Origin of the sequence: Komagataeibacter oboediens, from assembly GCF_018491655.1 — a bacterium.
In the GTDB taxonomy this organism is placed as follows: domain Bacteria; phylum Pseudomonadota; class Alphaproteobacteria; order Acetobacterales; family Acetobacteraceae; genus Komagataeibacter; species Komagataeibacter oboediens.
This window is the reverse complement of record NZ_JABLUU010000015.1, coordinates 79,297-104,732: the sequence shown is the minus strand read 5'-3', so window position 1 is coordinate 104,732 and position 25,436 is coordinate 79,297. Positions and strand designations below refer to the sequence as shown.

Genomic DNA, 25,436 nt, shown 5'->3' with positions numbered 1-25,436 from the left:
AAAAAACGAAAACCGTCACACGTCAAAACCCGAAAACCACAGAAAACCGGCAATTTCGGGTTTCACTTAGGGGACGACCCGGTATTCAGAACAGCCGAATCCACGCGGTCACCCACGACGATTCCCAATTTTTCGGTAATACCCGCCTGCAGTTCCAGCGTAGCGCGCACGGGGCCATGGCTGCTGATGCGCGCGAGGCTGAGCGGCACGGCATTTTCCACGATCGAAGACACGCGGTTATCCGGGCCGATAAAAACGATATCGAGCGACGCCTGCGTATGCTGCATCCACATGTCGCTCTGACGCGGGAAGGGCCAGACAAAGATCATGCCGCCATCAGCAGGAACGGACGGACGGTACATCTCGCCCACCTGCTGCTCCCGCGGGGTCATTGCCTTTTCCACGGTGAACACATGCCTGACGCCATCAGCTGATGTAATGGTCAGCGGTACCGTTGGCAGCGCGGCCTGCGCGTGGGTCGGTTCCCCCGTTTCTTCCGCTGCCATGACGGGAACGGATACGGCGGCCATACATGCGGCCAGGGCCAGCCACCGGCCTGCCTTGAAGGACATCATAAGCGAATTCTCTCCTGCACCCTTAATATCTACCTGTCAGTTCAGGAAGGGATTGCCCTTCCGTTCCGCGCCGATTGTCGTCGCGGGACCATGACCGGGCAGGATCGTGACATCATCACCCAGCGGAAGCAATTCCCGCCGTATGGCTTCGATCAGCTGGTCATGATTTCCATAAGGAAAATCCGTGCGCCCCACCCCGCCCCGGAACAGGGTATCGCCCACGAAGGCGAAGCGGGATTCAGGATCATGGAAAATGACATGGCCGGGGGTATGGCCGGGGACATGGCGCACCTCGAACCGATGTCCCAGCGCGTCCAGTATCTCGCCATGTTCTACAAACCTGTCCGGGCGCACGTTTTCCAACCCGCTCAGGCCAAACAGGGCGGCCTGCCGGGTGATGGAGGACAGCAGCGCGTCATCCGCCCGATCCGGCCCGATCACCGGCACCGGGGCATCCTGCCGCGCGGACAGGTCGCGCTGCAGCGCATCCGCCCCACCCGCATGATCCAGATGGCCATGGGTCAGCCAGATAGCGTCAACCGACAGCCCCTTCTCCGTGATGAACGCCATGATGCGCGGCACGTCACCACCGGGATCGACCACGACCGCATGACGCGTGTCCGGGTTCCATAATATGGAACAGTTCTGACCGAAGGCGGTGACGGGCACGATTTCAAGGGAAAGAGGTGTCGGCATGCGCGGAACCCTACATATAAAAAAAGCGCCCCACGTTACCGCGGGGCGCATCAGACGACCAGTCGCCGCTCAGCCCGCGTTGGGCAGGCGCCAGCCGGTAGCCGGAATGTCGAAATGCCCGGCCAGTTCGTGGTCGGGGGTGTTGGTCAGGTCTCGCTCCAGCTCCTTGACCACCAGCGGACGGACATGCACGTCCAGATGCGTGCGGATCTGGTGCATGACATCACCGGGGGCCGCGATCGCAATGGCCGGTGCCTTCTGCTGGCGCACGGCCGTGTTCAGGAATTCGGCGATGACCTTGCCGTAAGCGCCATTGCGCGGGGCGTCCATGCCCTTTGCATCGTCGCTCTTGAGGTGTTCGAACGTCGCAAGTCCATGTTCGCCATGCTTCAGGATACGGGCATGAATGTTATCGGCAACAACATACCAGGCAGGATCGACATAACTCATTTATATATTACTCCATTCATGCGCGCCCCACGTCGGGGTGCCCCAATGTTGTGACAATATATGGGGGGGCCGCCCACGCATGTCCACCGGCTGGTGCGTATGTATGCGTGCTGATAGAGTAGTCCTGCTATGACACAGGTTTCATCCACGCGGGATCCCCTGGATCTCCTGATCGAATGGGCGCGGGCGGGCCAGCCCTGCGCCCTGGCGACCGTCACCTCGACATGGGGCAGTTCCCCCCGACCCGCCGGCAGCATGATGGCGGTCTGCGCCAATGGCCGCATCGAGGGATCGGTCAGCGGCGGCTGCGTTGAAGGCGCGGTGATCGAGGAAGCAAGGGGGGTCATGGATACGGGACATCCCGCAGCCCTGTCCTATGGCGTATCGAGTGACGATGCATGGGCGGTCGGGCTTGCCTGTGGCGGTCTGCTGGATGTTTATGTCGCCGCCGTGCGCACACCAGCCCACCCGCAGGGCACGCTGGATCTGGCCATGCTGGAAACCGTGGCGGAAAAACGCCGCGCCCGTGTGCCGGTCATCGTGGCGACGGATATGGCGACAGGCGCGTCACGCCTGCTGTACCGCACGGATGCCGCACCGGGTGGCGACACGTCGTGTGATCTGGACGCCCGTCTTGCCGCCCGTGCGCAGGAAGTCTTTGAAACGGGCCGCAGCCTGCGGCTGGAAGATGCGAACGGGCAGGCCCTGTGGTTCCTGCACCTTATTCCCATGCCGCCACGCCTGCTGATTGCGGGGGCCGTACATATCGCGCAGGTGCTGGCCCCCATGGCGCAGACCACGGGATTCAGCGTGACCGTGATCGATCCCCGCACGCAGCTGGCGACACCCGAACGCTTTCCCGGCATCACGCTGGAAACCGACTGGCCGGATGAGACACTGGCGCGGCTGGGGGTGGATAACCAGACGGCCATCGTGACCCTGACCCATGATGCCAAGCTGGATGATCCCACCCTGCATTACGCCCTGAATGGCGACGCCTTCTATATAGGTGCGCTGGGATCACGCAAAACACAGGCATCCCGCGTGGAGCGACTGCGCGAGGCCGGATTTTCGGAAGCGCAGATCGCCCGCATCCATGGCCCCGTGGGTCTGGCCATCGGGGCCGTAGGAGCTGCGGAAATCGCTCTGTCGATTCTGGCTGAAATCGTGGCCGTGCGGCACAACAGGCCGCTGGGGCGGGTTTCGGGCTGGTCATGACGCAGGACGGACCGTCCGTCGCGGCCATCGTGCTGGCGGCGGGCAGTTCCAGCCGCACATACCCCATGCACAAGCTGCTGGCGCCGGATGCCACCGGCCTGCCCATGATCGCCCGTACCCTGCGTGCCGTAACCGCAAGTCGGGCCAGCCCATTGACTGTCGTCCTGGGACACCGCGCAGCCGAGATCAGGACCGCGGCATTAACGGATAGGCAAGCCGGCTGCACACCCCGGTTCGTCACCGCGCCGGATCATGCGTGCGGCCTGTCGCGGACACTGGCCGCGGGCGTCCGCGCAGCCAGCGCCCATCCGGGTGTTGCAGGCGCGCTGGTCTGCCTGGGGGACATGCCACTGATCGGCACGGCCCTGATTGACCGCATGATCGAAACCTTCCTCGCTCACCCCGACCGTCCCGGCGTCATGCCCATGCATGACGGCAGGCGCGGCAACCCCATACTGTGGAGCCGGGCCCTGTTCCCTGCCCTTCTGGCCCTTACGGGAGATCAGGGAGCACGCCATCTGCTGCACAGGCATGAAACCACGATGCTGCAGGTGGCGGCCGGGCCGGAAATCGCGGCGGACTTCGACACCCCGGCCCGACTGGCGGACTTCGCACGGTGTTTTACAGACGGTTGACCTCAGCCCCCACCGGCGCAAAGAGAGAGTGCAGGACATGCGGCCATCCGCATGCCTGCCAACCAACCAGGATCAAGACATGAGCAAGATTATCCGCACCGAGCCCAACGCCATCCTGTCCAAAGTGGTGGAATATCATGGTTTCCTGTTCACGCAGGGATTCGTGGCCCGCGACCTGTCCGCCGACATCACGGCACAGACCAAGGACATCCTGGCCCAGATCGACGAAGCGCTGGAACTGCATGGCACCGACAATACCCGCCTGCTGCAGGCCCAGATCTGGCTGAAGGACATCAACGACCGTGACGCGCTGAACGCCGTCTGGGGGCCGTGGCTGCCCAAGGGTGGCGCACCCGCGCGCGCCTGCATCGAAGCCAAGATGGCCCACCCTGACGTACTGGTCGAGATCATGGTGATCGCCACCAAATAAGGCGACCGGCAAGCGGGAAAGCATGTCGATAAACATGTCACATTTTTGCAACTTTCCCGCTTCCCGAGAATCATTCTGCTTCTGTTCCCCCTCCCGGTTTTCCTCACCTAAGCGGCTGAAAAAGAGGGACTGACCGGTCCGGTTAGAGAATATATTCCTATTTTTTATTTGAGATTAAGTTTTTAATTGAAATATGCGATGTTGCTGTTCATCCGTCACAGCTCAGGCTTGTCAGAGTTGCAGAGGGCTTGCTACTCCGATGAACACGATGTGAGCGGGTCATCAAGGAATCACCCCAAGGTGGTGGAGAGATTGCGGAAAATGTGGATCAGAAACCTGAAGCGTGGCGTTTTGCTTTCCGTTCTCAGTGCTACGTTCGGATTCATGTTTTCAGAACAGGGCAATGCAGCAACCAGGCGCACTGTCAGCCATGTGCATCCTGTCGCGCATCATACCGTAAGCCACCACGTCAGTTCCCGCCACACCACGCATGAACGCGGACACGTCATCCAGTGCGTGGCCTTCGCCAAGGCGGCATCGGATGTCGAAATCCGCGGCAACGCGGTTGACTGGTGGTACAAGGCTGCCGGACGGTATGCCCGTGGCAACGCGCCGGAAGAAGGCAGTGTCCTGAATTTCCGTGGCACCCGCCGCATGCCACTGGGTCATGTGGCCGTGGTGCGTCAGGTCGTCAACAGCCGCACCATTGTCATTGACCAGTCCCACTGGGGCCAGCGCGGGATCAGCCGGGATGTTCCGGTGATCGACGTCTCTCCCAACAATGACTGGTCGGCCGTGCGCGTGGCGCTGAACAGCCATAACGGCGCGTTTGGCAGCATTTACCCGACCTACGGCTTCATCTATGCCCGGCCGGACACGACATCAAACATGATGCTGAGCGCTTACCAGAAGGCCGTGCGTAACCCGCCGGTCATGTCGCAGGTCCAGCCCTTTGGCCATGCACGCCACAACAGCACCGAAGTTGCGGAAGCACCCGAAGGCATTGCCGGTCGCGCATCTTCCTCCCTTGCGTATACGGATGACGCGCCGAACCGTTCCGTGCGGTAATCAGATAACAGCCGTGCTGGCCCTATGATCAGGGCCGTCCGGCACGATGGTAGGGATGGCCCGCCGAAATGGCGCGGGCACGGTACAGCTGTTCCGCCAGCATGCCACGCACCAGCATGTGCGGCCACGTCATCTTGCCCAGTGAAAGCGTATGGTCGGCACGCTGCACCACGGCAGCATCCAGCCCTTCCGCCCCACCAATGACAAAACACAGGGGACGCGGGGTTTCGACCCACCGCTCCACTGCACGTGAGAAAGCCAGACTGTCATACGTCCGGCCCCCCTCATCCATCGCCACCACAATCGCACGATCAGGCAGGGTGGCCAGAATGGCCTGCCCTTCCCGGCGCTTGATTTCATTGGGGGCGCCGCGCCCTTCGGGCAGTTCCACCAGCTTGATACGCGGCGAAAGCCGGTTGGCATAACGGTCAAACAGATCGCGTTCCACCCGGTCCTTCATGCGTCCGACGGCAATCAGATGAAACACCGCTCATTCCACCGGTGTCGCTGGCGCCTCCGGCGGGACATCCAGATCCGCCCCCCACATCCGTTCCAGACCATACAGCGCACGCGCTTCCGCCTTGAACAGATGGACGACAATATCCCCGGCATCCAGCAGTACCCAGTCGGACCCGCTCGCCCCTTCGGTGCGCACGCGCTTGTGCCCGACTTCGCCCAGCTTGCGGTCGATATGGGCGGCCATCGCCGCGATCTGCCGATCCGCTATGCCTGTCGCGATAACCATCCGGTCCGCGAAGGACGCGCGGCCCGTCAGGTCGATGACCACGATATCTTCGGCCTTGTCATCTTCCAGACTGGTCGTAATGATGTCCAGAAACTGTTCCACACGGGGATCGGCCTCCCGTGTTTCGGTGGATACCGGGCCAGCCACGGCGGCCTTCTTGCGCGGCGTGCCCGGCACCTGGACGGCACTGCCCAATGACGCCGCGTTGACGCGTGGCTGTCCCGCGGAAAGGGTGCTGCCGGTCCGGCGCGTGGCGCCACTCTCGGCTGAAGGCTTTCTGGTTATGGCTGTTACTCCCGTCGGCGGCCGGAACCGGCCTGCAATGCACGTATTTGTGTTGCTGATATAGCGTTCTGCGGCGCGGGAAGAAAGACCCATGCCGGTGGCCTGCACGTTGCCAGTATTCCCGCCTGCCGCGCCGGACGCCGCCAGCGCGCAAGTCTGCGGGCAATCTGCCCATGCAATGCGGCAGGATTATAGCCGGGTCGCGGCAGAATCGCGAGCGGAACCATACGCACGATATCCTGCCACCGCCGCCACCGCCCCATCTGTGCCAGCCCGTCCGCGCCCATCAGCCAGACAAAATGCACATGCGGGAAAAGCTGCTTCAGGCGCCGCAGCGTATCGACGGTATAGCGCGTGCCGATGCGGCTTTCGATATCGGTGGCCAGCAGCCTGCGTCCCCGCACACCACGGATACGCTGCCACACCAGCGCCAGCCGTTGCGACAGCGGGGCCATGCCCGCCACCGGCTTGAGCGGATTCCCCGGCGAGACAAGGAACCACACCTGATCCAGTTCAAGCTGGCGCAGGGCCCGGCAGGCAAGCTGGATGTGGCCTTCATGCACCGGGTTGAATGACCCCCCCAGCAGGCCGACCCGCATCCGTCGCCCATCCCCGCACACCGGCAGGACATCACCCACGTCCGTCGGCAAGGATCAGGGCCGGACCTGTCCGGTGCCGATCACCTCGTACCGGTACGTTGTCAACTGCTCCAGCCCGACGGGGCCACGGGCATGGAAACGCCCGGTGGCGATACCGATTTCAGCACCGAATCCGAACTCGCCCCCATCGCAGAACTGGGTGGAGGCATTCCACATGACCACCGCGCTGTCCGTCCCGTTCAGGAAGGTCACCGCAGCCGTCTCGTCGTCCGTCACGATCGCTTCGGTATGGGCGCTGCCATACCGCGCGATATGGGCCAGCGCATCTTCCACGCCATCCACCACACCAACAGACAGGACCGCATCCAGCCATTCAGTGGCAAAATCATCTTCCGTTGCGGCAGGCAGGTCCGGCACGATGTCACGCGCACGGGCGTCGGCACGGAAGGTGCAACCACGCGTGGCCAGATCCTCGATCAGGCCGGGCAGGATCTTTGGCGCAATCGCCTGATCCACCAGCAACGTTTCCGTAGCGCCACAGATACCCGGACGGCGCAGCTTGGCGTTCAGCACGATACGCCGTGCCATTTCCAGATCCGCCGCCGCATGGACGTACGTGTGACACAGCCCTTCGGCATGGGCCAGAACCGGTACACGCGCCTCGGCACAGACACGTTCAACCAGCGACTTGCCCCCACGGGGAATGATCAGGTCGATCAGGCCGGCCGCCCCCAGCATGGACGCCACATGCGCGCGGTCCGCATCGGGCGGGATCTGTACGCATTCGACCGGCAGGCCGGCCGCCTTCAATCCCGCCTGCATGGCGGCATGGATGACGCGCGCGCTGTTCAGGCTGTCCGACCCACCGCGCAGGATCACGGCATTGCCGGACTTGATGCACAGGGCGGCGGCATCGGCCCCCACATTGGGCCGGCTTTCGTAAATCATGCCAATCACGCCCACCGGGGTCGCGACACGGCGGATACGCAGGCCATTGGGCCGGTCCCATTCGGCCATGACGTGGCCAACCGGGTCCGGCAGGCTGGCAACCTGCTCCAGCCCCTGCGCCATTGCCTCCACCCGGTCAGGATTGAGGGTCAGCCGGTCACGGAATGCCGCAGCCCCGGTAAAGGCCGCCACATCACGCGCGTTGGCGGCCAGCAGTTCCGCCTGCGCGGCGCGCAGGGCGGATGCCGCGGCAGTCAGGGCCTTATTGCGGGTTTCCGTCGTGCTGCGGGCCAGCATGCGGCCTGCCGCGCGTGCGGCGATGGCCATGGCGCGGATCACGTCCGGCTGCGGTGCATCAGCCCGCATGGGGGTTGCAACAGCCTGATCCATGATCCGTAACTCCTTCATCCTGTCCCTGAACGGGCGATGTGCCCGTATCAGACGTTAAAGCGGAACAGCAGGACATCACCGTCCTGCACCACGTAATCCCGCCCTTCGATCCGCAGCTTGCCTGCCTCACGCGCACCGGCTTCCCCATTGCAGGCAATGTAATCATCATACGCAATGGTTTCGCAGGCAATGAAGCCACGTTCGAAATCATTGTGAATGACGGCGGCGGCCTGCGGGGCTTTCGTGCCTTCGGTAATGGTCCAGGCCCGCGTTTCCTTGGGCCCCACGGTAAAGTAGGTGTTCAGGCCCAGCAGGCGGTAGCCGGCCGCAATCACGCGGTCCAGCCCGCTATCCTTCAGGCCAAGCCCTTCGAGGAACTCCACCCGGTCTTCCGCGCCAAGCTGGCTGACCTCGGCCTCGATCGCGGCGGACACCACGACCATGGCGGCCCCTTCCTCCTCCGCGCGGGCGCGGACACGTTCGGAAAACTCGTTCCCCGTCGCAGCCGACCCTTCATCCACGTTGCACACATACAGCACGGGCTTGGTGGTCATGAGCTGGAGGCGGCGCACCGCTTCTTCCTGCCCTTCGGGAATGGCCTTGCGCGCGGGCCTGCCTTCACGCAGGGCTTCGATCAGCGGTTCCATCAGCTCGACCTGGGCTGCGGCTTCCCGGTCGTTGCCGCGCGCCTTTTTCTGCAATGCCACGATCCGCTTTTCCAGCGAGTCGAGGTCGGCCAGCATCAGTTCGGTTTCGATGATTTCCGCATCACGGATGGGATCAACGCCGCCCTCCACATGGGTGATGTCGTCATCTTCGAAACAGCGCAGGACGTGGATGATCGCATCCACCTCGCGGATATTGGCCAGGAACTGGTTCCCCAGCCCCTCGCCGCGCGACGCACCACGCACAAGGCCCGCGATATCGACGAATTCCAGGCTGGTAGGCAGGATCTTCTGCGACTTGCCAATGCGCGCCAGTTCCGCAAGGCGCGCATCAGGTACCGCAACACGCCCCACATTCGGTTCGATCGTGCAGAAGGGATAGTTCGCGGCCTGTGCCGACGCCGTTTCGGTCAGGGCGTTGAACAGCGTGGATTTACCCACATTCGGCAGGCCCACGATGCCACAGTTAAAGCCCATACGCCCTTACTCCCCGGCCTGCGCGGCCATTCTTGTCATGAACAGTTCCGGCTTCCCGTCCGCCAGCAGCACGGCTTCATCAGCCAGCGTATCCAGCATGGGGTCCAGCCACTCGCGGTCCGTGCGGGAAAAATCACCCAGCACATGGCCTGTCACACGCTCACGGCTGCCGGGATGCCCGATGCCCAGCCGCACGCGCCAGTATTCTTTCGTACCCAGCATACGGTCCATCGACCGCAGGCCGTTATGCCCTGCCGCCCCGCCGCCACGCTTTACGCGGATGCGTCCGGGTTCAAGGTCCAGTTCATCATGGAATGCCGTAATGGCATCGGCCGGCAGCTTGTAGAAGCCGGCTGCCTGCTGAACGCTCTCACCCGAGAGGTTCATGTACGTCATGGGCTTGAGCAGCAGCACCTTGTGCCGCCCGATCATCCCTTCGGCAATCTCGCCGCGGAAGCGCTTCCGCCACGGGGAAAACCCGTGGCGGTCGGCAATCCTGTCCACCGCCATGAACCCGACATTGTGACGATTCCGGCTCATCCCCGTCTCGGGATTACCAAGACCGGTCCAGAGCAGCATCGTTCATTCTCCTGTCAGGTCTGCGTGGCGGTGGGTAAGGGGTCAGCCCTCGGCTTCGCCTTCGGCGGCTTCGGCAGCTTCGGCATCTTCGTCAACACTCGGCGGTGCGACGTTGGCGATGACGAAGTTGTTGTCCTGCAGCACCGGGGTCACGTTTTCCGTGCCCTTCAGGTCGTTCCAGCGCACGTTGTCGTGGAAGTCGAGCTTGGACAGGTCGGCGGTGAAGAATTCCGGAATGTTGGCCGGATCAACCACCACATCCACCGTGTGACGGACAATGTTCATCACGCCACCGCGCTTGACGCCGGGGGAGACGTCTTCACCCGTGAAGCGGACTTCAACTTCCACGTGCACCTTGTGGCCGGCGGCCAGGCGCTGGTAGTCGACATGCAGCGGCGCATCGGTCACCGGGTGCAGCTGGATCTCACGCAGCAGGGCGTGCACGGATGCGCCCCCTTCAACGGAGATGTCATAGATACGCGAACGCCAGCCGGCCTTATGCAGCTCACGGTTCACGATGCGGGGGTCCAGCGCGATCAGAATGGGCTCCTGGCCGCCGCCATAGATAACGCCGGGCACGTGGCCGGCACGCCTCGTTGCACGCGCTGCCCCCTTACCAGCCTTCGCGCGCGAAGAGACTTCGATTTTCGTGAATTTGGTCACTTGTTTGCTCCTGAAACACAAGCGCGCGGGCCTCCAGGGGTGCCAGCGCGTGCGCGGCGTTTAACGGAAAACCGCGCCCGATGCAATCACCCAAGGGTGCCCTGTGCCCGGTTTTTCAGGAAAGTGCAGTCAGGTTCCACACCGGCGTCGGCCCCGGCTCGGCCCACATGGGGGTGGCGTTGGGCAGGCGCACATTGGGCTTGAGATGCATGGCCGAGCGCAGGGCGCGGAACATCGCGCCATGGCAGACGATCAGCGGCACGCCATCCTTTTCCAGCGCCCGGTTCACCGCCGATACGGCGCGTTCACGCAGGTCGGTGAAGCTTTCGCCGTTGGGGGGCGTATAGTCACCGGCAATCCAGCTGTCGTACCACGACCCCATGGGCTTGCCTTCCTCATCACCGAAGCAGACTTCCTTCAGCCCGTCATCCAGCGCGATGTCCAGCCGGGGGGCGCCATGGGCGGCCAGCTGGTCAGCCACGATTTCCGCCGTGCGGCGCGCGCGGATCAGCGGTGACGACACGATCCGCACGATTGGCGCATGGTCATGCCAGTGACGCGCCAGCAGCAGGCCCGCGGCCTCGGCCTGCCGTATGCCGTTCTGGTTCAGCGGGATATCGGTCCGTCCCTGTGAACGCCCCTGTGCATTCCAGTCCGTTTCCCCATGGCGCAGATACCAGTAAGGCCGGGTAATCAGGTCAGTCATGGGTCGTTCCTTCTTGCTACACCTTTTGGGGGTAACGCCGGGACGGCGAAAGGGTCAATCCCGTCCTTCAGTCAAACAGCGACGAGACCGAGCTTTCATCCGATATGGCCTGCATGGCGCGCGAGATCAGGGCCGCCGTGCTGATCTGGCGGATATTGGCCGAGTCCTTTACCGCCTCGGTCGCCTTGATGCTGTCGGTCAGGGTCAGCATGCCCAGCGGCGACTGGCCGATGCGGCTGACCGCGCTACCGGTCAGCACGCCATGGGTCACATATGCCTCGACCGCCACGGCGCCATGCTTCATCAGCGCTTCCGCCGCATTGCACAGCGAACCGCCGCTATCGACAATATCATCAACCAGGACGCAGTACCGGCCACGCACATCGCCAATGACGTTCATGACTTCCGACACGCCGGCACGCTCGCGCCGCTTGTCAATGATGGCAAGGTCCACGTTCAGGCGCTGCGCCAGCTGGCGGGCACGGACCACGCCCCCCACGTCGGGCGAGACGATCATGAGGTTGTGCGGACCACCGGGAATATCCATGGGCGGGGCGTCATAGGGCAGCGGCGGCTCACCATCGAGCTTCATGCGCCCCCGGATGTCGCGTGTGAACAGGGGGGCCGCATACAGGTTGTCCACCGGAATATCGAAGAAGCCCTGTATCTGCATGGCATGCAGGTCCATGGTCAGGACGCGGTTGGCCCCGGCCTCAACCAGGATATTGGCCACCAGCTTGGCGCTGATCGGCGTGCGGGGACCGGATTTGCGATCCTGCCGGGCATACCCGAAATACGGCATGACCGCCGTAATGCGCCGTGCCGACCCGCGACGCAGGGCGTCAAGCATGATCAGCAGTTCCATGAGGTTGTCATTGGTGGGGGAGCAGGTGCTCTGGATAACGAACACATCCTCACCACGCACGTTTTCATGGATCTCGACGAAGATTTCCATATCGGCGAACCGCCGCACGGTCGCATTACAAAGCGGCAGCCCCAGTTCCGCCGCGACTTTTTCAGCAAGGGGCAGGTTGCTGTTACAGGCGACAATCTTCATCGTGTGACGCTCCCGGGCGGCGGTACAGGCGATCAGGGTGGCTTTTGCGGTGCCACCCCCCTTGTTTATGTGCGGCGTTCTAGCAACCGGCACATACCCTGTCACCTGTCTAAGGAGGGCGAAACCTGCACGCCTGCCCTTCGTTGCTGATCCGTCACACCGGGCGACGGGGCGGCAGCGTCACGCCGGGAAAGGGTCGGGGCGGCGGGACCGGCACGGGTTTGCCGATAATCTCGTGCGGGGCCGTATCCCCTGCCGGCACGGCCTTGGGCATGGGGGGCCATTCATCGGGCTTCTGCGCCGCCGGGGGGGCAGGATGGGATACGGTGGCCGTTACGGGCCGGGGCGTCGATACCGGGTCGGGGGCATGGACCGCAGGCGCCGGTGTGGCAACCGGGGAAACGGGACGGGTGGGCACAACCGGGCTGGTGGGCGCGGCAGGCGCGACCGTATGCGTGACATCTGCCGCCACAGGTGATGGCGTGGGTGCGACGATCGGCGCGCTGGAAACCGTCGGGACGGATGCAGCACGTGCCGCAGCGGGCGCCTGTGTCGCCAGCCCGCCATCCACCATACCGGGACCAGGGGGAACAGCGGCCACGGCTTTCGTCACCGGCATGCCTGCAGTCGCAGGGACGGACCCGACCACGGCCGACGAGGCGGCAGCAGCCGTGGCTGCCGTTCCGGCTGCGGCCGCGCTGCCAGCCACAGGCTGCGCGGCAGGAGACACCGAACGGGCAGGCAGCACGCCGTCCGCCGCCAGCGGGACATTCGTCCGCCCCGAGTAACGCGTGATGATCTGACGCGCGGCACCTGCGGCCTCATCCGCTGCGGCGACAGCGACATCCCCCCATTTCGCGTCAAGGGAGTGGGCCGCGATGTCATGAATCTGTGTGGCGGCGCCCGCTTCCTTGCCCTGTGCATCCAGCACCTGCCAGGTCAGCACGATATGCTGCTGCTTCGTGGTGGAGGTCGTGGTGACCGCGTCATTCAGCACGACCGTGCAGCGTACCGTGTAGTCCGCCCCGGTCGCGGTATGGCGGATATCTTCATGCGCATCAGGGAATGCCGCGACAAAGGCCCGCGCCAGGGCACGGTCCCCATCACCCGGTGCGCCCTGCACGCCCGCAAAATAGACATGGGCGGGACGGTTCTTGAGGCTGTTGGGATCTTTCTGCATCTGCGCGGCCTGTATCCCCGTCAGCAGTTCGGCAACGCCGGGGGCTGCTTCCTGCGCAGAACGGGCAATGGCCTGCCCATCCGCCGCCTGCCACTGTGCCGAAGGGACGGGCGCGCCATCCATATGGCCGCGTTCCTCCCCTTTCGGGGTCATGACGGCATAGGTGGGGACAATCGCGCCATTCCGGGCGTCTGCCGTCATTTTCAACCACCAGTCACCCGTACGGACCGGCTGGCCCATGGCGGGCACCGACTGCGCCAGCAGGGCATCGACCATGGCATGCTGCCAGCCCTGCGCACCGGCAGAATCCGTGCCCGGTGCCGTCGAGACCGGCACCGCCAGCCGCGCCGCCGGTGCCTCGGCCGTCGTTGTCCCATGACGGAAGGGATGCGGCACATCGACACACCCCCCCAGCATACAGAGGACTGCAATGGCTGACCCCGTAAGCAGCCGCCGGGCAAAAACTTCTGACATCATGTCCCTATCTATATCGTCCGGCAGGCAATAACGGAAATCTGATGTCCGATAACCCCGCCACCGGCCAGCGTACGACGGCGATGACTGAAGAAGCGTGCCTCGTCATGCAGGGTATCGACCCCCAGCGCCCCGGCCTGCCCCACCCCGCACCGCCGGAGCCGCATGACGCAGTATCCCGGCAGGTCGAACATGAAATGTCCCGGCCGCGCCGCAGGGGTGAAAAAGGCCGCCGCCGCCCCGTCATGCGCCAGCGCCGCGTCGCGCATGTCCGGCCCGACCTCGTAACTGTCCCGCGCGATGCAGGGACCGACTTCGGCACGGATGTCACCTGCCGCACAGCCCAGCGCGCCCATGGCCGCCACTACCGACTCCACAATGCCGCCACATGCCCCACGCCAGCCCGCATGGGCCGCCCCGACCACGGTGCCCTGCGCGTTGCTGAACAGCACCGGCGCACAGTCCGCCGTGATGACCCCCAGCGCAAGGCCGGGACGATCTGTCACCATGCCGTCGCCCTCCGGTCCCTGGCCGATCGCCCATGGCCCCGTGACCGTAATGGTGCGATCCCCATGCACCTGTGTCAGCCCCAGCAGATGGTCGGGACGCACGCCAACGTACCGTGCCACGCGCCGCCGGTTTTCCTGCAGCGCAGCGGGGTCATCCGCCGAACGGGTCGAGCAGTTGAGACTGGCATACGGCCCGGTGGACACGCCGCCCTGCCGGGTAAAGAACCCATGCCGGGTCCCGGCGAAGACCGGGTTACGCAGCACCTGCGCGTCCGTAATCGCATCATCCGTCATGATCTTCTCCCCCTGTGCCCCGTCATGCCCGGCGCGGCCCCGCAAAACCCGGCAGATCGCCCGCAAGCCCCGATGACAGGCCCATTACACGAAAAAGCTGGCCCATGTGCCCTGGCGCCGCCAGCCGCATGGCCGCGGCCCTGATGTCACGCGCCTGCGCCGGAGCAGCGCGGGCAAGCCGTTCGGTCCGCGCTGCAAGCCCGAGGGCCGCCAGAAAGCTGCCCTGCGTAACGCTGCCCCATACCCCCACATCTGCAGGGACATGATCGGCAATGGCGCGGAAATCAACATGCGCGGTCAGGTCCGCCGTACCCGGATCACGCAGCGGGTCCGCAGGCTTCCCATCACGCAATGCCTGCAGGCTGTCGCCAGCCGTCGGGGCATCATACCCATAATCAACCAACACCGCCGCCCCGGAGCAGCGCAGCAGGCGTGTGGCGACCGCATGGACAAAATCCAGCGCGGGCTGGCAGGTTTCCAGCACGCCCCCTTCCGGTACCGGGCGCGTGCGGGCCGGATGATGCGCCGGAAACCGGGCCGGAACCTGCACGAATGCACCATCGCGCACGAAGCGTTCCGCCCATCCCTGCCCGCACCTGATGAACTGCCGGATGGGCAGGGCATCAAGAAATTCATTGGCCAGCAGCACCATCGGCCCATCGGGCACGCCATCCAGTCCATCATGCCAGCAGGCCGGTGCCGCCGTGGCGTCCCGCAGCGCATGCGCCTGCACCGTGCGCAGGCGGGGTGATGTCTCGATCAGGTGAACGCGCATGGCCTGGTGGCAGGCGGGGGCGACACGGCGCAGCAGACGCTGCGCATCCGCCATGAGCGTGCCCCGGCCCGGCCCGGCTTCCACCAGCATGAAGGGGTCGGGACGGCCAAGCTGCTCCCACACCACCGCCACCCACGCGCCCAGCAGTTCACCAAACACCTGCGATATTTCAGGCGACGTAATGAAATCGGCAAACGGGTCGCGCCCCGCGTAATAGGCGGCATTCGCCCGGGCCATGAAATGGTCCAGGCGTTCGCCGTGCACGCTCACCGGGCGGGTCCGCCGTCGCCTGCGGGTTCGTCTGGTTCTTCCGCCATGACGGATGTGCGCGCGGGGCGCAGGCAGGCGTTGAGCATAAGCCCCGCCCCGCCAATCGCCATGGGCACGCACAGCACCTGCCCCATTGTTACGCCAAAGGGCAGGAAGCCGATAAACGCATCCGGTTCCCGGAAACATTCGCACACCGTCCGCGCCACCGCGTACCCGAACAGGAACAGCCCCGCGATGAACCCCGGGTGCTGGCGCACGCGCAGGCTGCGCGACACGCACCACAGCAGCGTGAACAGCAGCAGCCCTTCTGCAAACGCCTCATACAGTTCGGATGGATGACGCGGTTCCGGCCCCGCATCGGGAAAGATCATGGCCCATGGCAGCGACGACGGGGCCGGTCGCCCCCACAGTTCCCCATTGATGAAATTGGCGATCCGCCCCAGCCCCAGCCCGATGGGCACGACCGTGGTGATGCGATCCGAAAAGGCAAGGAAGCTCAACCCGTTCAGGCGCGTGAACACAATCAGCGCGATGATTACGCCCGCCGCCCCGCCATGGAACGACATGCCGCCACGCCAGACCTGAAGGATCGCCAGCGGATGCGTCAGGTAATATCCCGGCTGATAGAACAGGATGTAGCCCAGCCGTCCCCCCAGCACCACGCCCAGCGTCGCCCATGTCAGGAAATCATCCACCTGCAGCGCGGTGGCGGCCCGCGGCGGCAACGCCACCAGATGGCGCGCGATACGCCACCCCGCCACAAGGGCCACGATATAGGCCATGGCATACCAGCGGATGGCGAACGGCCCGAAATGGACCATTACCGGATCGAACTGCGGGAAGATCAGGACAGGCAGCATCAGCCCACTTTCATTGTCATGGTGGTCGTGGCGGCGTGATTACAGGTAGGGATCAGGGGTCGTGAGATAATCATGGACATAACGGCGCACGCCGTCTTCCAGCGTCGTGAAGGGGCGGCTGTAACCCGCCGCACGCAGCCTGCGCATGTCGGCACAGGTAAAGGACTGGTACTGCCCGCGCAGGGCTTCGGGCATGTCAATGAATTCGATCCGGCGCGGCACGTTCGCCGCGTCACACACGGCATGGGCCAGATCAGTATAGGTGCGCGCGACCCCGGTGCCGCAATTGAACAGCCCGCACACGGTGCCGTGGTCCAGCAGCCACATCATGACATCGACCACATCCCCCACCCAGATGAAGTCACGCGCCTGCGCCCCATCCGCCAGTCCCGGCACGTCGGAGCGGAACAGGCACAGCGGCCGGCCCGCACGGGCTTCGTCATACTTGACCTTCACCACCGAGATCATGCGTCCCTTGTGGTATTCATTGGGGCCATAGACATTGAAGAACTTCAGCCCTGCCCATGACAGGCCGGACATCGCCCCGCCCGCAACCCGGCGCAGCATCGAGAGGTCAAACGCCTGCTTGGACCAGCCGTACAGATTGAGCGGCTTCAGCCTGTCCAGCAACGCGGGATCGTCACTGAACTGCTCTGGCCGGTCCGCCGCCCCGTATGTCGCGGCAGAAGAGGCGTAGATGAACCGCACCCCTTCATGCGCGCACCACGAGAGCAGCCGTTCGGACAGGTCCACATTGGTACGCCAGACCAGATCGCCATCGGTTGCCGTCGTCTCGCTGATCGCCCCCAGATGGATCACGGCGGATATGTCCGGGCGGGTATCAAGCCATGCGTCCAGCGCCTCGGGGGCGATGATGCGCGTGGGCGTATGGTGGCGCAGGTTACGCCACTTGCCAGCATCACCCAGCCAGTCCACCACGACTGTCCCGATCCCGCGCGCGTGCAGCGCCTGCTGCATGCATGACCCGATGAAACCCGCACCCCCGGTAATAACGATCACTGTCCCGCACCCCGCCCTGTTGCATGGAAGTCAATATTGCGACGTCGCCACGGCCACCACAATCGTGCGGATAGCCCTGAGGCGGCAATGTGTCTATAGTAGGCGCTTTCATCACGCGCGTGGACTGCACAGGACGCGGCGCGGAACGTCATGGAGTATCCACTATGTCCGACAGGCCCCGCATTTTTGATGACCTGGCTGGTGTGGCCGGAGGCGCGTTTTCGGCACTGGCCGGCGTGCGCGAGGAAATAGGCGCCATCGTCCGCGCCCGCGTGGATGAAACACTGGGCAGCCTGAACCTTGTCCGCCGCGATGAATTCGAGGTCGTGCGCGAAGTCGCGACCCGCGCCCGCCTGGCGCAGGGCGAACTGGAAAACCGGATCAGCCGGCTGGAAGAACGCGTATCCGACCTGGAAGCCAGCCTGACCGCGCCCCCGTCCGCCCCCCGTTCGGGCCTGTAAGCACAACGCTTGCAGCGCGTGCCTGCCGGTCATAGGGTAACAGGACGGTCCATGCCCTGATTCCCCGCAACAGGCCACGGACCGGATGCAGAGATACGGAATCCGGGATCATGCCCGGATTTCCTCCACGACGGCTTCGGGGAGTGCCACATGCCAGCTCTGACTGAAACAGCAACCGCACGCAATACGAATCCACTCGATCTGATGGAACGGATCGTGGGCGGATATGACTGGAATTTCGAACGCCGCAGCGATTCGGAAATGGCCGCCGAGGCACCGGGCAAATGGTGCGATTACGGCCTGTTCTTCTGCTGGTCGGAAGAGGTGAACGCCATGCACTTCACCTGCACGTTCGACCTGAAGGTTCCGGCGGAACAGCGCCGCAACCTGTTCGAACTTGTGGCGCTGGCCAATGAACGGTTGTGGATCGGCCATTTCGGCATGGACCTTGACCATGGCACGCCGGTTTTCCGCCATGCCGTTCTGCTGCGCGGGTCCCGAGGCGCATCGGTGGAAAGCCTGGAGGACATGATCGACATCGCGCTGACGGAATGCGAACGTTTTTACCCCGCCTTCCAGTTCGTGCTGTGGGGCGGCAGGAAACCGGCCGAAGCGCTGGAAGCCGCGATGCTTGACTGCGCGGGGATGGCCTGATGTCCGACAGTCTTCCGCCCCTGCTGCTGGTCGGTTGTGGCAAGATGGGGGGGGCCATGCTCGATGGCTGGCTGAAGGAAGGGCTTGCCCCTTCCTTCATCGTCGACCGCCACCGGGAATCCGTGCCCGCCCCGCACCACCTCGTGCGCAGCCCTGATGATATCCCGGCCGATTTCCGGCCGGGCATGATCATACTGGCCACCAAACCGCAGAAAGTGGACAGCGTCCTGCCTGCGGTGGCGCCCTTTGCCGTCCATGCGCCCGTCATATCCGTACTGGCGGGCCGGACGGTCAGAAGCCTGACGGACGCGCTGGCGGCACACCAGCCGCCGGGCAGCCCGGCACCCATCGTCATCCGCACCATGCCCAATACGCCCTGCGCCATCGGGCAGGGCATGACGGTATGCTATGCCCCGCCCGCCGCAACCCCCGCGCAGCGCAGGCTGTGCACGCGCCTGCTGCGCGCGGTGGGGGAAGTCGCCTGGGTCGAGCATGAAGACCAGATCGACATCGTCACCGCCATTTCCGGCAGCGGACCGGCCTATGTCTTCCTGCTGGCCGAACTGATGGAACAGCTGGGCGTGGCTGATGGCCTGCCGCCTGAACTGGCCCGCCAGATCGCGCGCCAGACGGTTGCGGGATCTGGCGCGCTGATGCAGCAGAGCGGCATTGACGCCGCCACCCTGCGCCGCAACGTGACCAGCCCCAACGGCACCACGCAGAAGGCGCTGGAGGTGCTGATGGCGGATGATGCATGGCCCGCGACCCTTGCCGCAGCCCTGAAGGCGGGGGCAGAACGGGCACGCGAACTGTCGGGCCCGCAACCCGTTTCATGACCACGTGGTGCTGCGTGGCCTCCACCAATACCCTTAACCCGGAAGATTATGCCCTCCATGGATAACGACCTGTTTGACGCCACCCTTCTCCGCTCAGCGTTGGAACGTGCCGCCTCGCACGGATGGCGACGCATGACGGTCGTTGATGCCGCGCGGGACGCCGGGCTGAGCCTGGAAACCGCCCGCAGGCGCGCGCCATGCAAGGCGATGATCCTGCTGACGCTGGGCCGACTGGCGGATGAAGCGGCACTGGTGGAGGACGAATCCGAAGGCAGCGTGCGCGAAAAGCTGTTCGACATGCTCATGCGCCGACTGGATGTGTTCCAGCAGTACCGCGAAGGCGTGCGCAGCGTGCTGCGCGCGGTGCCCATGGACCCGCCGCTGGCCATCCTGCTGGGGGGGGCGACGCTGGAAAGCATGAAATGGATCGCCAACGCGGCGGGACTGGAAACGAACGGTCTGGTCGGCGGCCTGCGCCTGCAGGCCCTGCTGGGCGTATGGACCATGACCCTGCGCGCATGGGACAAGGATGACAGTCAGGACATGGGCACCACCATGGCAGCACTTGATCAGGCGCTGGAGCGTGCCGCGCGCGTGATCGGCCTGGCGCCGGCAGCCCCGCAGGCGCCCGCGCCCGGCGGTGGCTATGACGCGGGGACCGACCCGCTGGTGGACCTGCCGCTGGAACCGTCTTTCTGAATGAACGGGTTCGGGCTGTCCCCCCTTTACGGGACAGCCCTTTAGACATTAGAAGATCACCCTGACGCACGATTCGTGCGGTTGTCGGCTTATTGGGGCGTAGCCAAGTGGTAAGGCAGCGGATTTTGATTCCGCCATGCGGAGGTTCGAACCCTCCCGCCCCAGCCAGTCATTCCTGAAAATCGTATCATATCGCGACCTGCCGTGTGTCAGCGGGCCGGATCGGCCAGTCAGGAAAGGCATATCCCGCAGATCCGGACGATGTTTCTGGCAAGGCTTTTTTAACAAGGCGTCAGGGAACGCCGCCTTTTTGCAAAGAAGGCGGCATCCAGAACCGTTTATCCGTTTCTGATCTCGACGTTATTTCAAAATATCAGTTCTGGACCTGCTCCATCCGGCCCGTACCGGTAGAGTGGATCGAAAGGACGGGCGGCCAGAAGGCATGGGCGATTTCATTCTGGATCTGCCGCAGTTCGCGCTGGATCCAGTCCATGTATTCATGCAGGCCCCGCATGATGATGTCTTCCACCGTCTGTTCCGCCAGTGTTACGCGCAGTTCCTCCACCCGTTCAATGATCGGGGCGCAGTGGCGCAGGCGGTATTCCCCCGCCAGTGATCCCAGCACGCTGTAGACACTGCGCAGGCTGGTGGACAGCGACCGGGGGAAACCGTCATTTTTCAGCAGGAACCCCACGATATTGGCAGGCGTCATCCCTTCGGGCAGGACGCGGCGGAACGCATGATATGCCGCAGCCGAGCGCAGTACGGATGTCCACTGGCTCATGTCGATATCCGACCCGATTCCGACCTCGCTGGGCAGCAGGGTATGGTATTTGATGTCGATCAGCCGCGTGATCTGATCCGCGCGTTCAAGGTTCTTGCCAAGGATATAGAACAGCCACGCCTGATCGCGGTACAGCGTGCCCTCCGTTATGCCAAAATGCGTCTGGCAATCCTGTTTCAGCCGCGTGCACAGGCTGGACAGATAGCCCGCGCCGACGTCATTGGGCCCCAGTTCCATGACCCAGCGCGTAAAGACGTTCAGGTGCATCCACATCTCGGTCGAGATCAGGGGACGCAGCACCCGCGCATTTTCCCGCGCATAACGGGCCATGGACACGATGGAATCCGGATTGTTGGCGTCGATGATGTAAAAAGCCACCACGCTGCGTTCGGTCGCGGTCTCATGATGCTGGAAGAACAGGCCTTCATCCGCGTTGATCCGTATGACGCTGTCCCATCCCGCATCCATGTTGGTGGCGGAAACCGATGTGCTGGTCACCTCGATCAGGCGGGCAAGATTCTCGATACGCTCCATATAGCGCGCCAGCCACATCGTGCTTTCGGCATAGCGCGAAAGCAGGTTGCGCAGCCCCGGCACGACCGGGGCGGGAAAGACCGAAGCCTGTGTCATGATGCCAGCACCCATGTATCCTTTGACCCACCACCCTGCGAGGAATTGACCACCAGCGAACCCTTGCGCAGCGCCACGCGTGACAGGCCACCCGGCAGCACCCACGTATCGCGCCCTGTCACGGCAAAGGGACGCAGGTCCACATGTCGCGCCTCGACCCCCGCGGGGCATAATGTGGGCGAAACCGACAGGCTTATGACCGGCTGGCTTATGTAATTGGCCGGGTTGGCGCGCAGCAGGGCGCGGAATTCATCCAGTTCGGCCTGCGTGGCGTGGGGCCCGATCAGCAGTCCGTACCCACCGGATTCGCCCACCGGCTTGACCACCAGCCGTTCGATGTTGGCCAGGGTGTACTCCAGCCCCTCGCGCTCGGCACAGATATGGGTTTCCACATTGGTCAGGATCGGCTCCTCATCCAGATAATAGCGGATGATGCGCGGCATGTAGGCGTAAACGGCCTTGTCATCCGCAACGCCGGTGCCAATGGCGTTAGCCAGCGTCACGTTCCCCTGACGATAGGCATCCACCAGTCCCGGCACGCCCAGCATGCTGTCGGGATTGAACACCAGCGGGTCAAGGAAATCGTCATTCAGCCGGCGGTAGATGGAATGGACCGGGCGGGGACCGGCCACGGTGCGCATGTAGACGCGCCCGTCCTCCACCATCAGGTCACGTCCCTCGACCAGCGGGATACCCATTTCACGCGCCAGGAACACATGTTCGAAATACGCGGCGTTATAGATACCCGGCGAAAGCAGGACCACCTGCGGGTTATCCACGCCCGCGGGTGCGACCTCCGCCAGCGCGCGGTGCAGGCGCGGGCCGTATTCATCGACCGGACGGATGTTCAGCCCCCGTGCCAGATCGGGCATGAGGCGCAGCATCATCTGCCGGTCCTCCAGCACGTACGACACGCCTGACGGCGTGCGGGCATTGTCTTCCAGTACCAGGAAACGGCCATCGCGGTCACGCACCAGGTCGGTGCCGTTGATATGCACGTACACCCCGCCGGGCACGTCCAGCCCGACCATGGCCTGACAGTAATTGGCATTGCCCAGCACCAGATCCCGCGGCACCACGCCGTCATTGAGGATATGCCGGTCGTGGTAGATGTCATGCAGGAACAGGTTGATGGCGCGCACGCGCTGCTGCACGCCGCGTTCGACATGATCCCATTCCGCCGCAGTCAGCACACGGGGAATGACATCGAACGGCAGGACACGGTCGATCGCCTCGCGGTCGGAATAGACGGTAAAGGTAATGCCAAGGCGGTAGAACTGCGCCTCCACCGCGGCGGCCCTGCGCCGCAGTTCCGCCAGGTCGAAACGGGCCAGGCGGTCGCGCACCCGCTGCAGGTCCGGGGGCGGGCTGTCGCCGCGATTGAGCAGTTCACAGAAATAATCCGGAATGTCGTACGTCGCGAACAGCCCGGCGGCCTGTACTGCCGTTTTCATATCATTCATGCCCTACCCCCGCTGGCGTGGAGGTGGATCAGGCGCGAAGGAATCATGTCCGCCCACCTGCAATTTCGTTTCGATCCGTTTCTAGCGGAGCAAGAAAATCGTCTCTTGCCAAGAACGAATCTGCATTCCCCTTCCATTCGCACCCAAATGACTGAAAAATACGATATTGCCGCCACCACCAATCCTGATACCGTAAACAGGCATACAGACACCACGTCCGAACCGCACCATCGCCGGATCACGATGGCAGGCATGCGGGACAGTTTTCCGGGGCTTTAGATTACATGAACGCGCATGCCATGCTGGTCCACCACACACGGTACCGATACGACCGGCCCGTTCACCTCGGCCCGCAGACCGTCCGGCTGCGGCCGGTGGCGGCATGCAGGAATATCCTCTCCCACAGCATGGACATTGCCCCGCAGCCCTGCACGCGCACATGGGGGCTGGATGCGTTTGGCAATCATGCCGCACGCATCACGTTTCCCGAACGTGTCACGCATTTCGACATTACCGTCCGACTTGCCACCGACCAGACGCCCGTCAACCCGTTCCGCTTCACCATGGCCAAGTCGGCATGCCGCTGGCCTGCGGACGGGGCATGCAATGACCCTGCCCTTGGCCCTTACATGCAGGCAGCAGACGAAGCCGGCGCCCCAACCCCGCTACTTGATGCATTCGTGCAGGAATGGCGCGCCCTGCTGCCCTGCCCGACACTGGACCTGCTGGTGAACCTGACACGGACCATCGCCACGCGCATCACCTACCGCATCCGGACCGAAGCTGGCGTCTGGTCGCCAGAGGATACCCTGCGCAATGCCGCCGGATCATGCCGGGACAGCGCATGGCTGCTGATTGCCGTGCTGCGCCGTCTGGGCTTTGCCGCCCGGTTTGTATCGGGCTACCTGTTCCAGCCGGACCTGAACGCACCGGACCGGCTGGGGTGCGACCTGCATGCCTGGACGCAGGTGCATGTACCCGGCGCAGGATGGATCGGGCTGGATACGACATCGGGGCTACTGGCGGCACAGGGACATATCCCGCTTGCCGTCGCCCCCACGCCACAGCAGGCAGCCCCCGTCAGTGGCCTGCTGGACCAGTGCGTCGCCACCTTTGAAGCCATAATGGAAACCGTGCCCATGCCCCCGATCGCGGACATGGCGTCCCAGCCGCACCGGGCGATACACCCCTTATGAAACTGTTTTTCTGCCAGTCATGTCAGCAGGTCCTGTTTTTTGAAAATACGGCCTGCGAACGCTGTGGCCATACGCTGGGTTATGTGCCCGAACGCACCGTGCTGTCCGCGCTGGACGCCATGGGGGACGGGCTATGGCAGCCGCTGGCGACACCGGATGCGCCACCGCGCGCGCTATGTGCCAACAATGCCTACAGCGCATGCAACTGGCTGGTCGAGCCGGGACAGCCTTACTGCCTTGCGTGCAGTTTCAACCGCACCATTCCCAACCTGTCGGTACCGGGCAATATCGCGCGGTGGCAGAAGCTCGAGATCGCCAAGCACCGGCTGTTCTACAGCCTGCTGCGGCTCGGGCTGCCACTGCGCAACCGGCGACAGGACCCTGAGGGCGGCCTGGCGTTCGACTTCCTCGACAGCCTGCCCGATGGTCCCCCCGCCATGACCGGGCACACGAACGGCGTCATCACCATTGCCCTGAACGAGACGGACGATGCACGACGCGAACAGATGCGGCTGGAGATGGGGGAATACTACCGCACCCTGCTGGGCCATTTCCGCCATGAAATCGGGCATTATTACTGGAATGTCCTGATCCGGGACGCAGGCCCTGACCGCCTGGCCGCCTGCCGGGACGTGTTTGGCGATGACCGGCGCGATTATGCCGACAGCCTGAAGGCACATTACGCCACCCCCACCACCGATACGTGGCGCGGGCAGTATGTCAGCCATTACGCCACGTCCCACCCGTGGGAGGACTTCGCCGAGACATGGGCGCATTACCTGCACATCATCTCGACGCTCGAGACCGCATGGGCCTACGGCATGTCCATTGACGCGTCAGGCGCCCACGCCCCCCCGCTGCGCGCCAGCATACAACGCGATCCCTATACCGAGATGTCCTTTGCCGAAATCACGGATGGCTGGCTGCCCCTGACCTATGCCGCCAACAGCCTCAACCGTTCCATGGGGCTGCCGGATTTCTACCCCTTCGTGCTGGCGCCAGAGATCCTGCGCAAGCTGTCCTTCATCCACGAACTGATCCGCGACAGCCGCGTGGATAATATAACGGCATGATATAAAATAAATTTTCCCGGTATCGCCCTGTTTCACACAGGCAGAGCTTCCTGAACAGAGTCCCACCAGCGA

30 protein-coding genes and 1 tRNA gene are annotated in these 25,436 nt (G+C 63.9%); 12 read left to right on the top strand and 19 right to left on the bottom strand.

Annotated features, from left to right (window positions below; translation table 11 throughout):
- Positions 1 to 62 precede the first annotated feature (62 nt).
- From HNO79_RS12620 to HNO79_RS12610, 3 genes are all read right to left on the bottom strand, one after another.
- The gene (locus HNO79_RS12620; RefSeq protein WP_214165349.1) at positions 63 to 575 is read right to left on the bottom strand and encodes a DUF192 domain-containing protein; all 513 of its coding nucleotides are present in this window, start codon (positions 573 to 575) and stop codon (positions 63 to 65) included.
- Between the two features lie 36 nt (positions 576 to 611).
- Positions 612 to 1,271: an MBL fold metallo-hydrolase gene (locus tag HNO79_RS12615; protein ID WP_214165348.1), complete on the bottom strand. Its 660-nt coding sequence runs from the start codon at positions 1,269 to 1,271 to the stop codon at positions 612 to 614.
- Positions 1,272 to 1,340: 69 nt separating this feature from the next.
- The gene (locus tag HNO79_RS12610) at positions 1,341 to 1,721 is read right to left on the bottom strand and encodes a host attachment protein (RefSeq protein ID WP_010514688.1); all 381 of its coding nucleotides are present in this window, start codon (positions 1,719 to 1,721) and stop codon (positions 1,341 to 1,343) included.
- 129 nt (positions 1,722 to 1,850) lie between these two features.
- Here HNO79_RS12610 and HNO79_RS12605 point away from each other — a divergent pair, with 129 nt between their 5' ends.
- The 4 genes from HNO79_RS12605 to HNO79_RS12590 all read left to right on the top strand — a co-directional run bounded on the left by HNO79_RS12605 (position 1,851) and on the right by HNO79_RS12590 (position 5,072).
- On the top strand, positions 1,851 to 2,939 hold the full coding sequence (locus HNO79_RS12605; RefSeq protein ID WP_010514687.1) for an XdhC family protein: 1,089 nt from the start codon (positions 1,851 to 1,853) through the stop codon (positions 2,937 to 2,939).
- Positions 2,936 to 3,574, top strand: a complete 639-nt coding sequence (locus tag HNO79_RS12600; protein ID WP_214165347.1) for a nucleotidyltransferase family protein — start codon at positions 2,936 to 2,938, stop codon at positions 3,572 to 3,574. The genes HNO79_RS12605 and HNO79_RS12600 overlap by 4 nt, the downstream gene beginning before the upstream one ends.
- Positions 3,575 to 3,653: 79 nt before the next feature.
- Positions 3,654 to 4,004, top strand: coding sequence for a RidA family protein (locus tag HNO79_RS12595; protein ID WP_010514685.1), 351 nt, complete (start codon positions 3,654 to 3,656; stop codon positions 4,002 to 4,004).
- A 321-nt stretch (positions 4,005 to 4,325) separates the two neighbouring features.
- Positions 4,326 to 5,072, top strand: coding sequence for a CHAP domain-containing protein (locus HNO79_RS12590; RefSeq protein WP_214165346.1), 747 nt, complete (start codon positions 4,326 to 4,328; stop codon positions 5,070 to 5,072).
- Between the two features lie 28 nt (positions 5,073 to 5,100).
- On the opposite strand, the gene HNO79_RS12585 is transcribed toward HNO79_RS12590, so the two are convergent.
- From HNO79_RS12585 to rfaD, 14 genes are all read right to left on the bottom strand, one after another.
- Entirely contained in the window at positions 5,101 to 5,559 is a 459-nt protein-coding gene (locus HNO79_RS12585) for a 23S rRNA (pseudouridine(1915)-N(3))-methyltransferase RlmH (RefSeq protein ID WP_010514683.1), read from the bottom strand.
- A gap of 3 nt (positions 5,560 to 5,562) precedes the next feature.
- On the bottom strand, positions 5,563 to 6,012 hold the full coding sequence (rsfS, locus tag HNO79_RS12580) for a ribosome silencing factor (protein WP_010514682.1): 450 nt from the start codon (positions 6,010 to 6,012) through the stop codon (positions 5,563 to 5,565).
- Positions 6,013 to 6,107: 95 nt separating this feature from the next.
- Positions 6,108 to 6,701, bottom strand: coding sequence for a nicotinate-nucleotide adenylyltransferase (locus HNO79_RS12575; RefSeq protein ID WP_200410355.1), 594 nt, complete (start codon positions 6,699 to 6,701; stop codon positions 6,108 to 6,110).
- A gap of 54 nt (positions 6,702 to 6,755) precedes the next feature.
- A complete protein-coding gene (locus tag HNO79_RS12570) occupies positions 6,756 to 8,015 on the bottom strand; it encodes a glutamate-5-semialdehyde dehydrogenase (protein ID WP_408885669.1) in 1,260 nt (419 codons plus the stop codon).
- 71 nt (positions 8,016 to 8,086) lie between these two features.
- Complete coding sequence (ychF, locus tag HNO79_RS12565) at positions 8,087 to 9,181, bottom strand: redox-regulated ATPase YchF (RefSeq protein WP_010514679.1); 1,095 nt, start codon at positions 9,179 to 9,181, stop codon at positions 8,087 to 8,089.
- 6 nt (positions 9,182 to 9,187) lie between these two features.
- On the bottom strand, positions 9,188 to 9,760 hold the full coding sequence (gene pth / locus HNO79_RS12560) for an aminoacyl-tRNA hydrolase (RefSeq protein ID WP_214165344.1): 573 nt from the start codon (positions 9,758 to 9,760) through the stop codon (positions 9,188 to 9,190).
- 42 nt (positions 9,761 to 9,802) lie between these two features.
- Positions 9,803 to 10,423, bottom strand: coding sequence for a 50S ribosomal protein L25/general stress protein Ctc (locus HNO79_RS12555; protein WP_010514677.1), 621 nt, complete (start codon positions 10,421 to 10,423; stop codon positions 9,803 to 9,805).
- A gap of 115 nt (positions 10,424 to 10,538) precedes the next feature.
- Entirely contained in the window at positions 10,539 to 11,129 is a 591-nt protein-coding gene (locus HNO79_RS12550; protein ID WP_214165343.1) for a histidine phosphatase family protein, read from the bottom strand.
- 67 nt (positions 11,130 to 11,196) lie between these two features.
- Positions 11,197 to 12,186: a ribose-phosphate pyrophosphokinase gene (locus tag HNO79_RS12545; protein ID WP_010514675.1), complete on the bottom strand. Its 990-nt coding sequence runs from the start codon at positions 12,184 to 12,186 to the stop codon at positions 11,197 to 11,199.
- 154 nt (positions 12,187 to 12,340) lie between these two features.
- The gene (locus HNO79_RS12540) at positions 12,341 to 13,843 is read right to left on the bottom strand and encodes a hypothetical protein (RefSeq protein ID WP_244987536.1); all 1,503 of its coding nucleotides are present in this window, start codon (positions 13,841 to 13,843) and stop codon (positions 12,341 to 12,343) included.
- An 8-nt stretch (positions 13,844 to 13,851) separates the two neighbouring features.
- The gene (gene pgeF / locus HNO79_RS12535) at positions 13,852 to 14,643 is read right to left on the bottom strand and encodes a peptidoglycan editing factor PgeF (RefSeq protein WP_214165342.1); all 792 of its coding nucleotides are present in this window, start codon (positions 14,641 to 14,643) and stop codon (positions 13,852 to 13,854) included.
- Between the two features lie 22 nt (positions 14,644 to 14,665).
- Positions 14,666 to 15,688 carry a class I SAM-dependent methyltransferase gene (locus HNO79_RS12530; protein WP_214165341.1) on the bottom strand — a complete coding sequence of 341 codons (1,023 nt, stop codon included), beginning with the start codon at positions 15,686 to 15,688 and terminating at the stop codon, positions 14,666 to 14,668.
- The gene (lgt, locus tag HNO79_RS12525) at positions 15,685 to 16,548 is read right to left on the bottom strand and encodes a prolipoprotein diacylglyceryl transferase (protein WP_048855578.1); all 864 of its coding nucleotides are present in this window, start codon (positions 16,546 to 16,548) and stop codon (positions 15,685 to 15,687) included. Before lgt ends, HNO79_RS12530 begins: the two co-directional genes overlap by 4 nt.
- A 39-nt stretch (positions 16,549 to 16,587) precedes the next feature.
- Positions 16,588 to 17,568, bottom strand: a complete 981-nt coding sequence (gene rfaD / locus HNO79_RS12520; protein WP_214165340.1) for an ADP-glyceromanno-heptose 6-epimerase — start codon at positions 17,566 to 17,568, stop codon at positions 16,588 to 16,590.
- Between the two features lie 164 nt (positions 17,569 to 17,732).
- Between rfaD and HNO79_RS12515 the strand changes: the two genes are divergently transcribed.
- The 5 genes from HNO79_RS12515 (at position 17,733) to HNO79_RS12495 (ending at position 20,386) form a co-directional block, all read left to right on the top strand.
- Positions 17,733 to 18,029: an accessory factor UbiK family protein gene (locus HNO79_RS12515; RefSeq protein WP_010514667.1), complete on the top strand. Its 297-nt coding sequence runs from the start codon at positions 17,733 to 17,735 to the stop codon at positions 18,027 to 18,029.
- Between the two features lie 150 nt (positions 18,030 to 18,179).
- On the top strand, positions 18,180 to 18,683 hold the full coding sequence (locus tag HNO79_RS12510; protein WP_010514666.1) for a type III secretion system chaperone family protein: 504 nt from the start codon (positions 18,180 to 18,182) through the stop codon (positions 18,681 to 18,683).
- On the top strand, positions 18,683 to 19,519 hold the full coding sequence (gene proC / locus HNO79_RS12505; protein ID WP_214165339.1) for a pyrroline-5-carboxylate reductase: 837 nt from the start codon (positions 18,683 to 18,685) through the stop codon (positions 19,517 to 19,519). The genes HNO79_RS12510 and proC overlap by 1 nt, the downstream gene beginning before the upstream one ends.
- A gap of 57 nt (positions 19,520 to 19,576) precedes the next feature.
- Entirely contained in the window at positions 19,577 to 20,218 is a 642-nt protein-coding gene (locus HNO79_RS12500) for a TetR family transcriptional regulator (protein WP_214165338.1), read from the top strand.
- A 93-nt stretch (positions 20,219 to 20,311) separates the two neighbouring features.
- Positions 20,312 to 20,386 (top strand) — tRNA-Gln (locus HNO79_RS12495).
- Positions 20,387 to 20,591: 205 nt separating this feature from the next.
- On the opposite strand, the gene HNO79_RS12490 is transcribed toward HNO79_RS12495, so the two are convergent.
- Together HNO79_RS12490 and HNO79_RS12485 are read right to left on the bottom strand one after the other, a co-directional pair.
- Positions 20,592 to 21,647 (bottom strand): alpha-E domain-containing protein, encoded by a 1,056-nt coding sequence (locus tag HNO79_RS12490; protein WP_010514662.1) that lies wholly within the window; start codon positions 21,645 to 21,647, stop codon positions 20,592 to 20,594.
- Positions 21,629 to 23,095, bottom strand: a complete 1,467-nt coding sequence (locus tag HNO79_RS12485) for a circularly permuted type 2 ATP-grasp protein (RefSeq protein WP_010514661.1) — start codon at positions 23,093 to 23,095, stop codon at positions 21,629 to 21,631. Before HNO79_RS12485 ends, HNO79_RS12490 begins: the two co-directional genes overlap by 19 nt.
- 45 nt (positions 23,096 to 23,140) lie before the next feature.
- On the opposite strand from HNO79_RS12485, the gene HNO79_RS12480 reads away from it, so the two are divergent.
- From HNO79_RS12480 to HNO79_RS12470, 3 genes are read left to right on the top strand one after another with little or no spacing between them, the layout of a single operon-like run.
- Positions 23,141 to 23,374 carry a hypothetical protein gene (locus tag HNO79_RS12480; protein ID WP_146221615.1) on the top strand — a complete coding sequence of 78 codons (234 nt, stop codon included), beginning with the start codon at positions 23,141 to 23,143 and terminating at the stop codon, positions 23,372 to 23,374.
- Between the two features lie 5 nt (positions 23,375 to 23,379).
- A complete protein-coding gene (locus tag HNO79_RS12475; protein ID WP_214165337.1) occupies positions 23,380 to 24,291 on the top strand; it encodes a transglutaminase family protein in 912 nt (303 codons plus the stop codon).
- A complete protein-coding gene (locus HNO79_RS12470; protein WP_010514659.1) occupies positions 24,288 to 25,364 on the top strand; it encodes a zinc-binding metallopeptidase family protein in 1,077 nt (358 codons plus the stop codon). The genes HNO79_RS12475 and HNO79_RS12470 overlap by 4 nt, the downstream gene beginning before the upstream one ends.
- Positions 25,365 to 25,436: the final 72 nt, after the last annotated feature.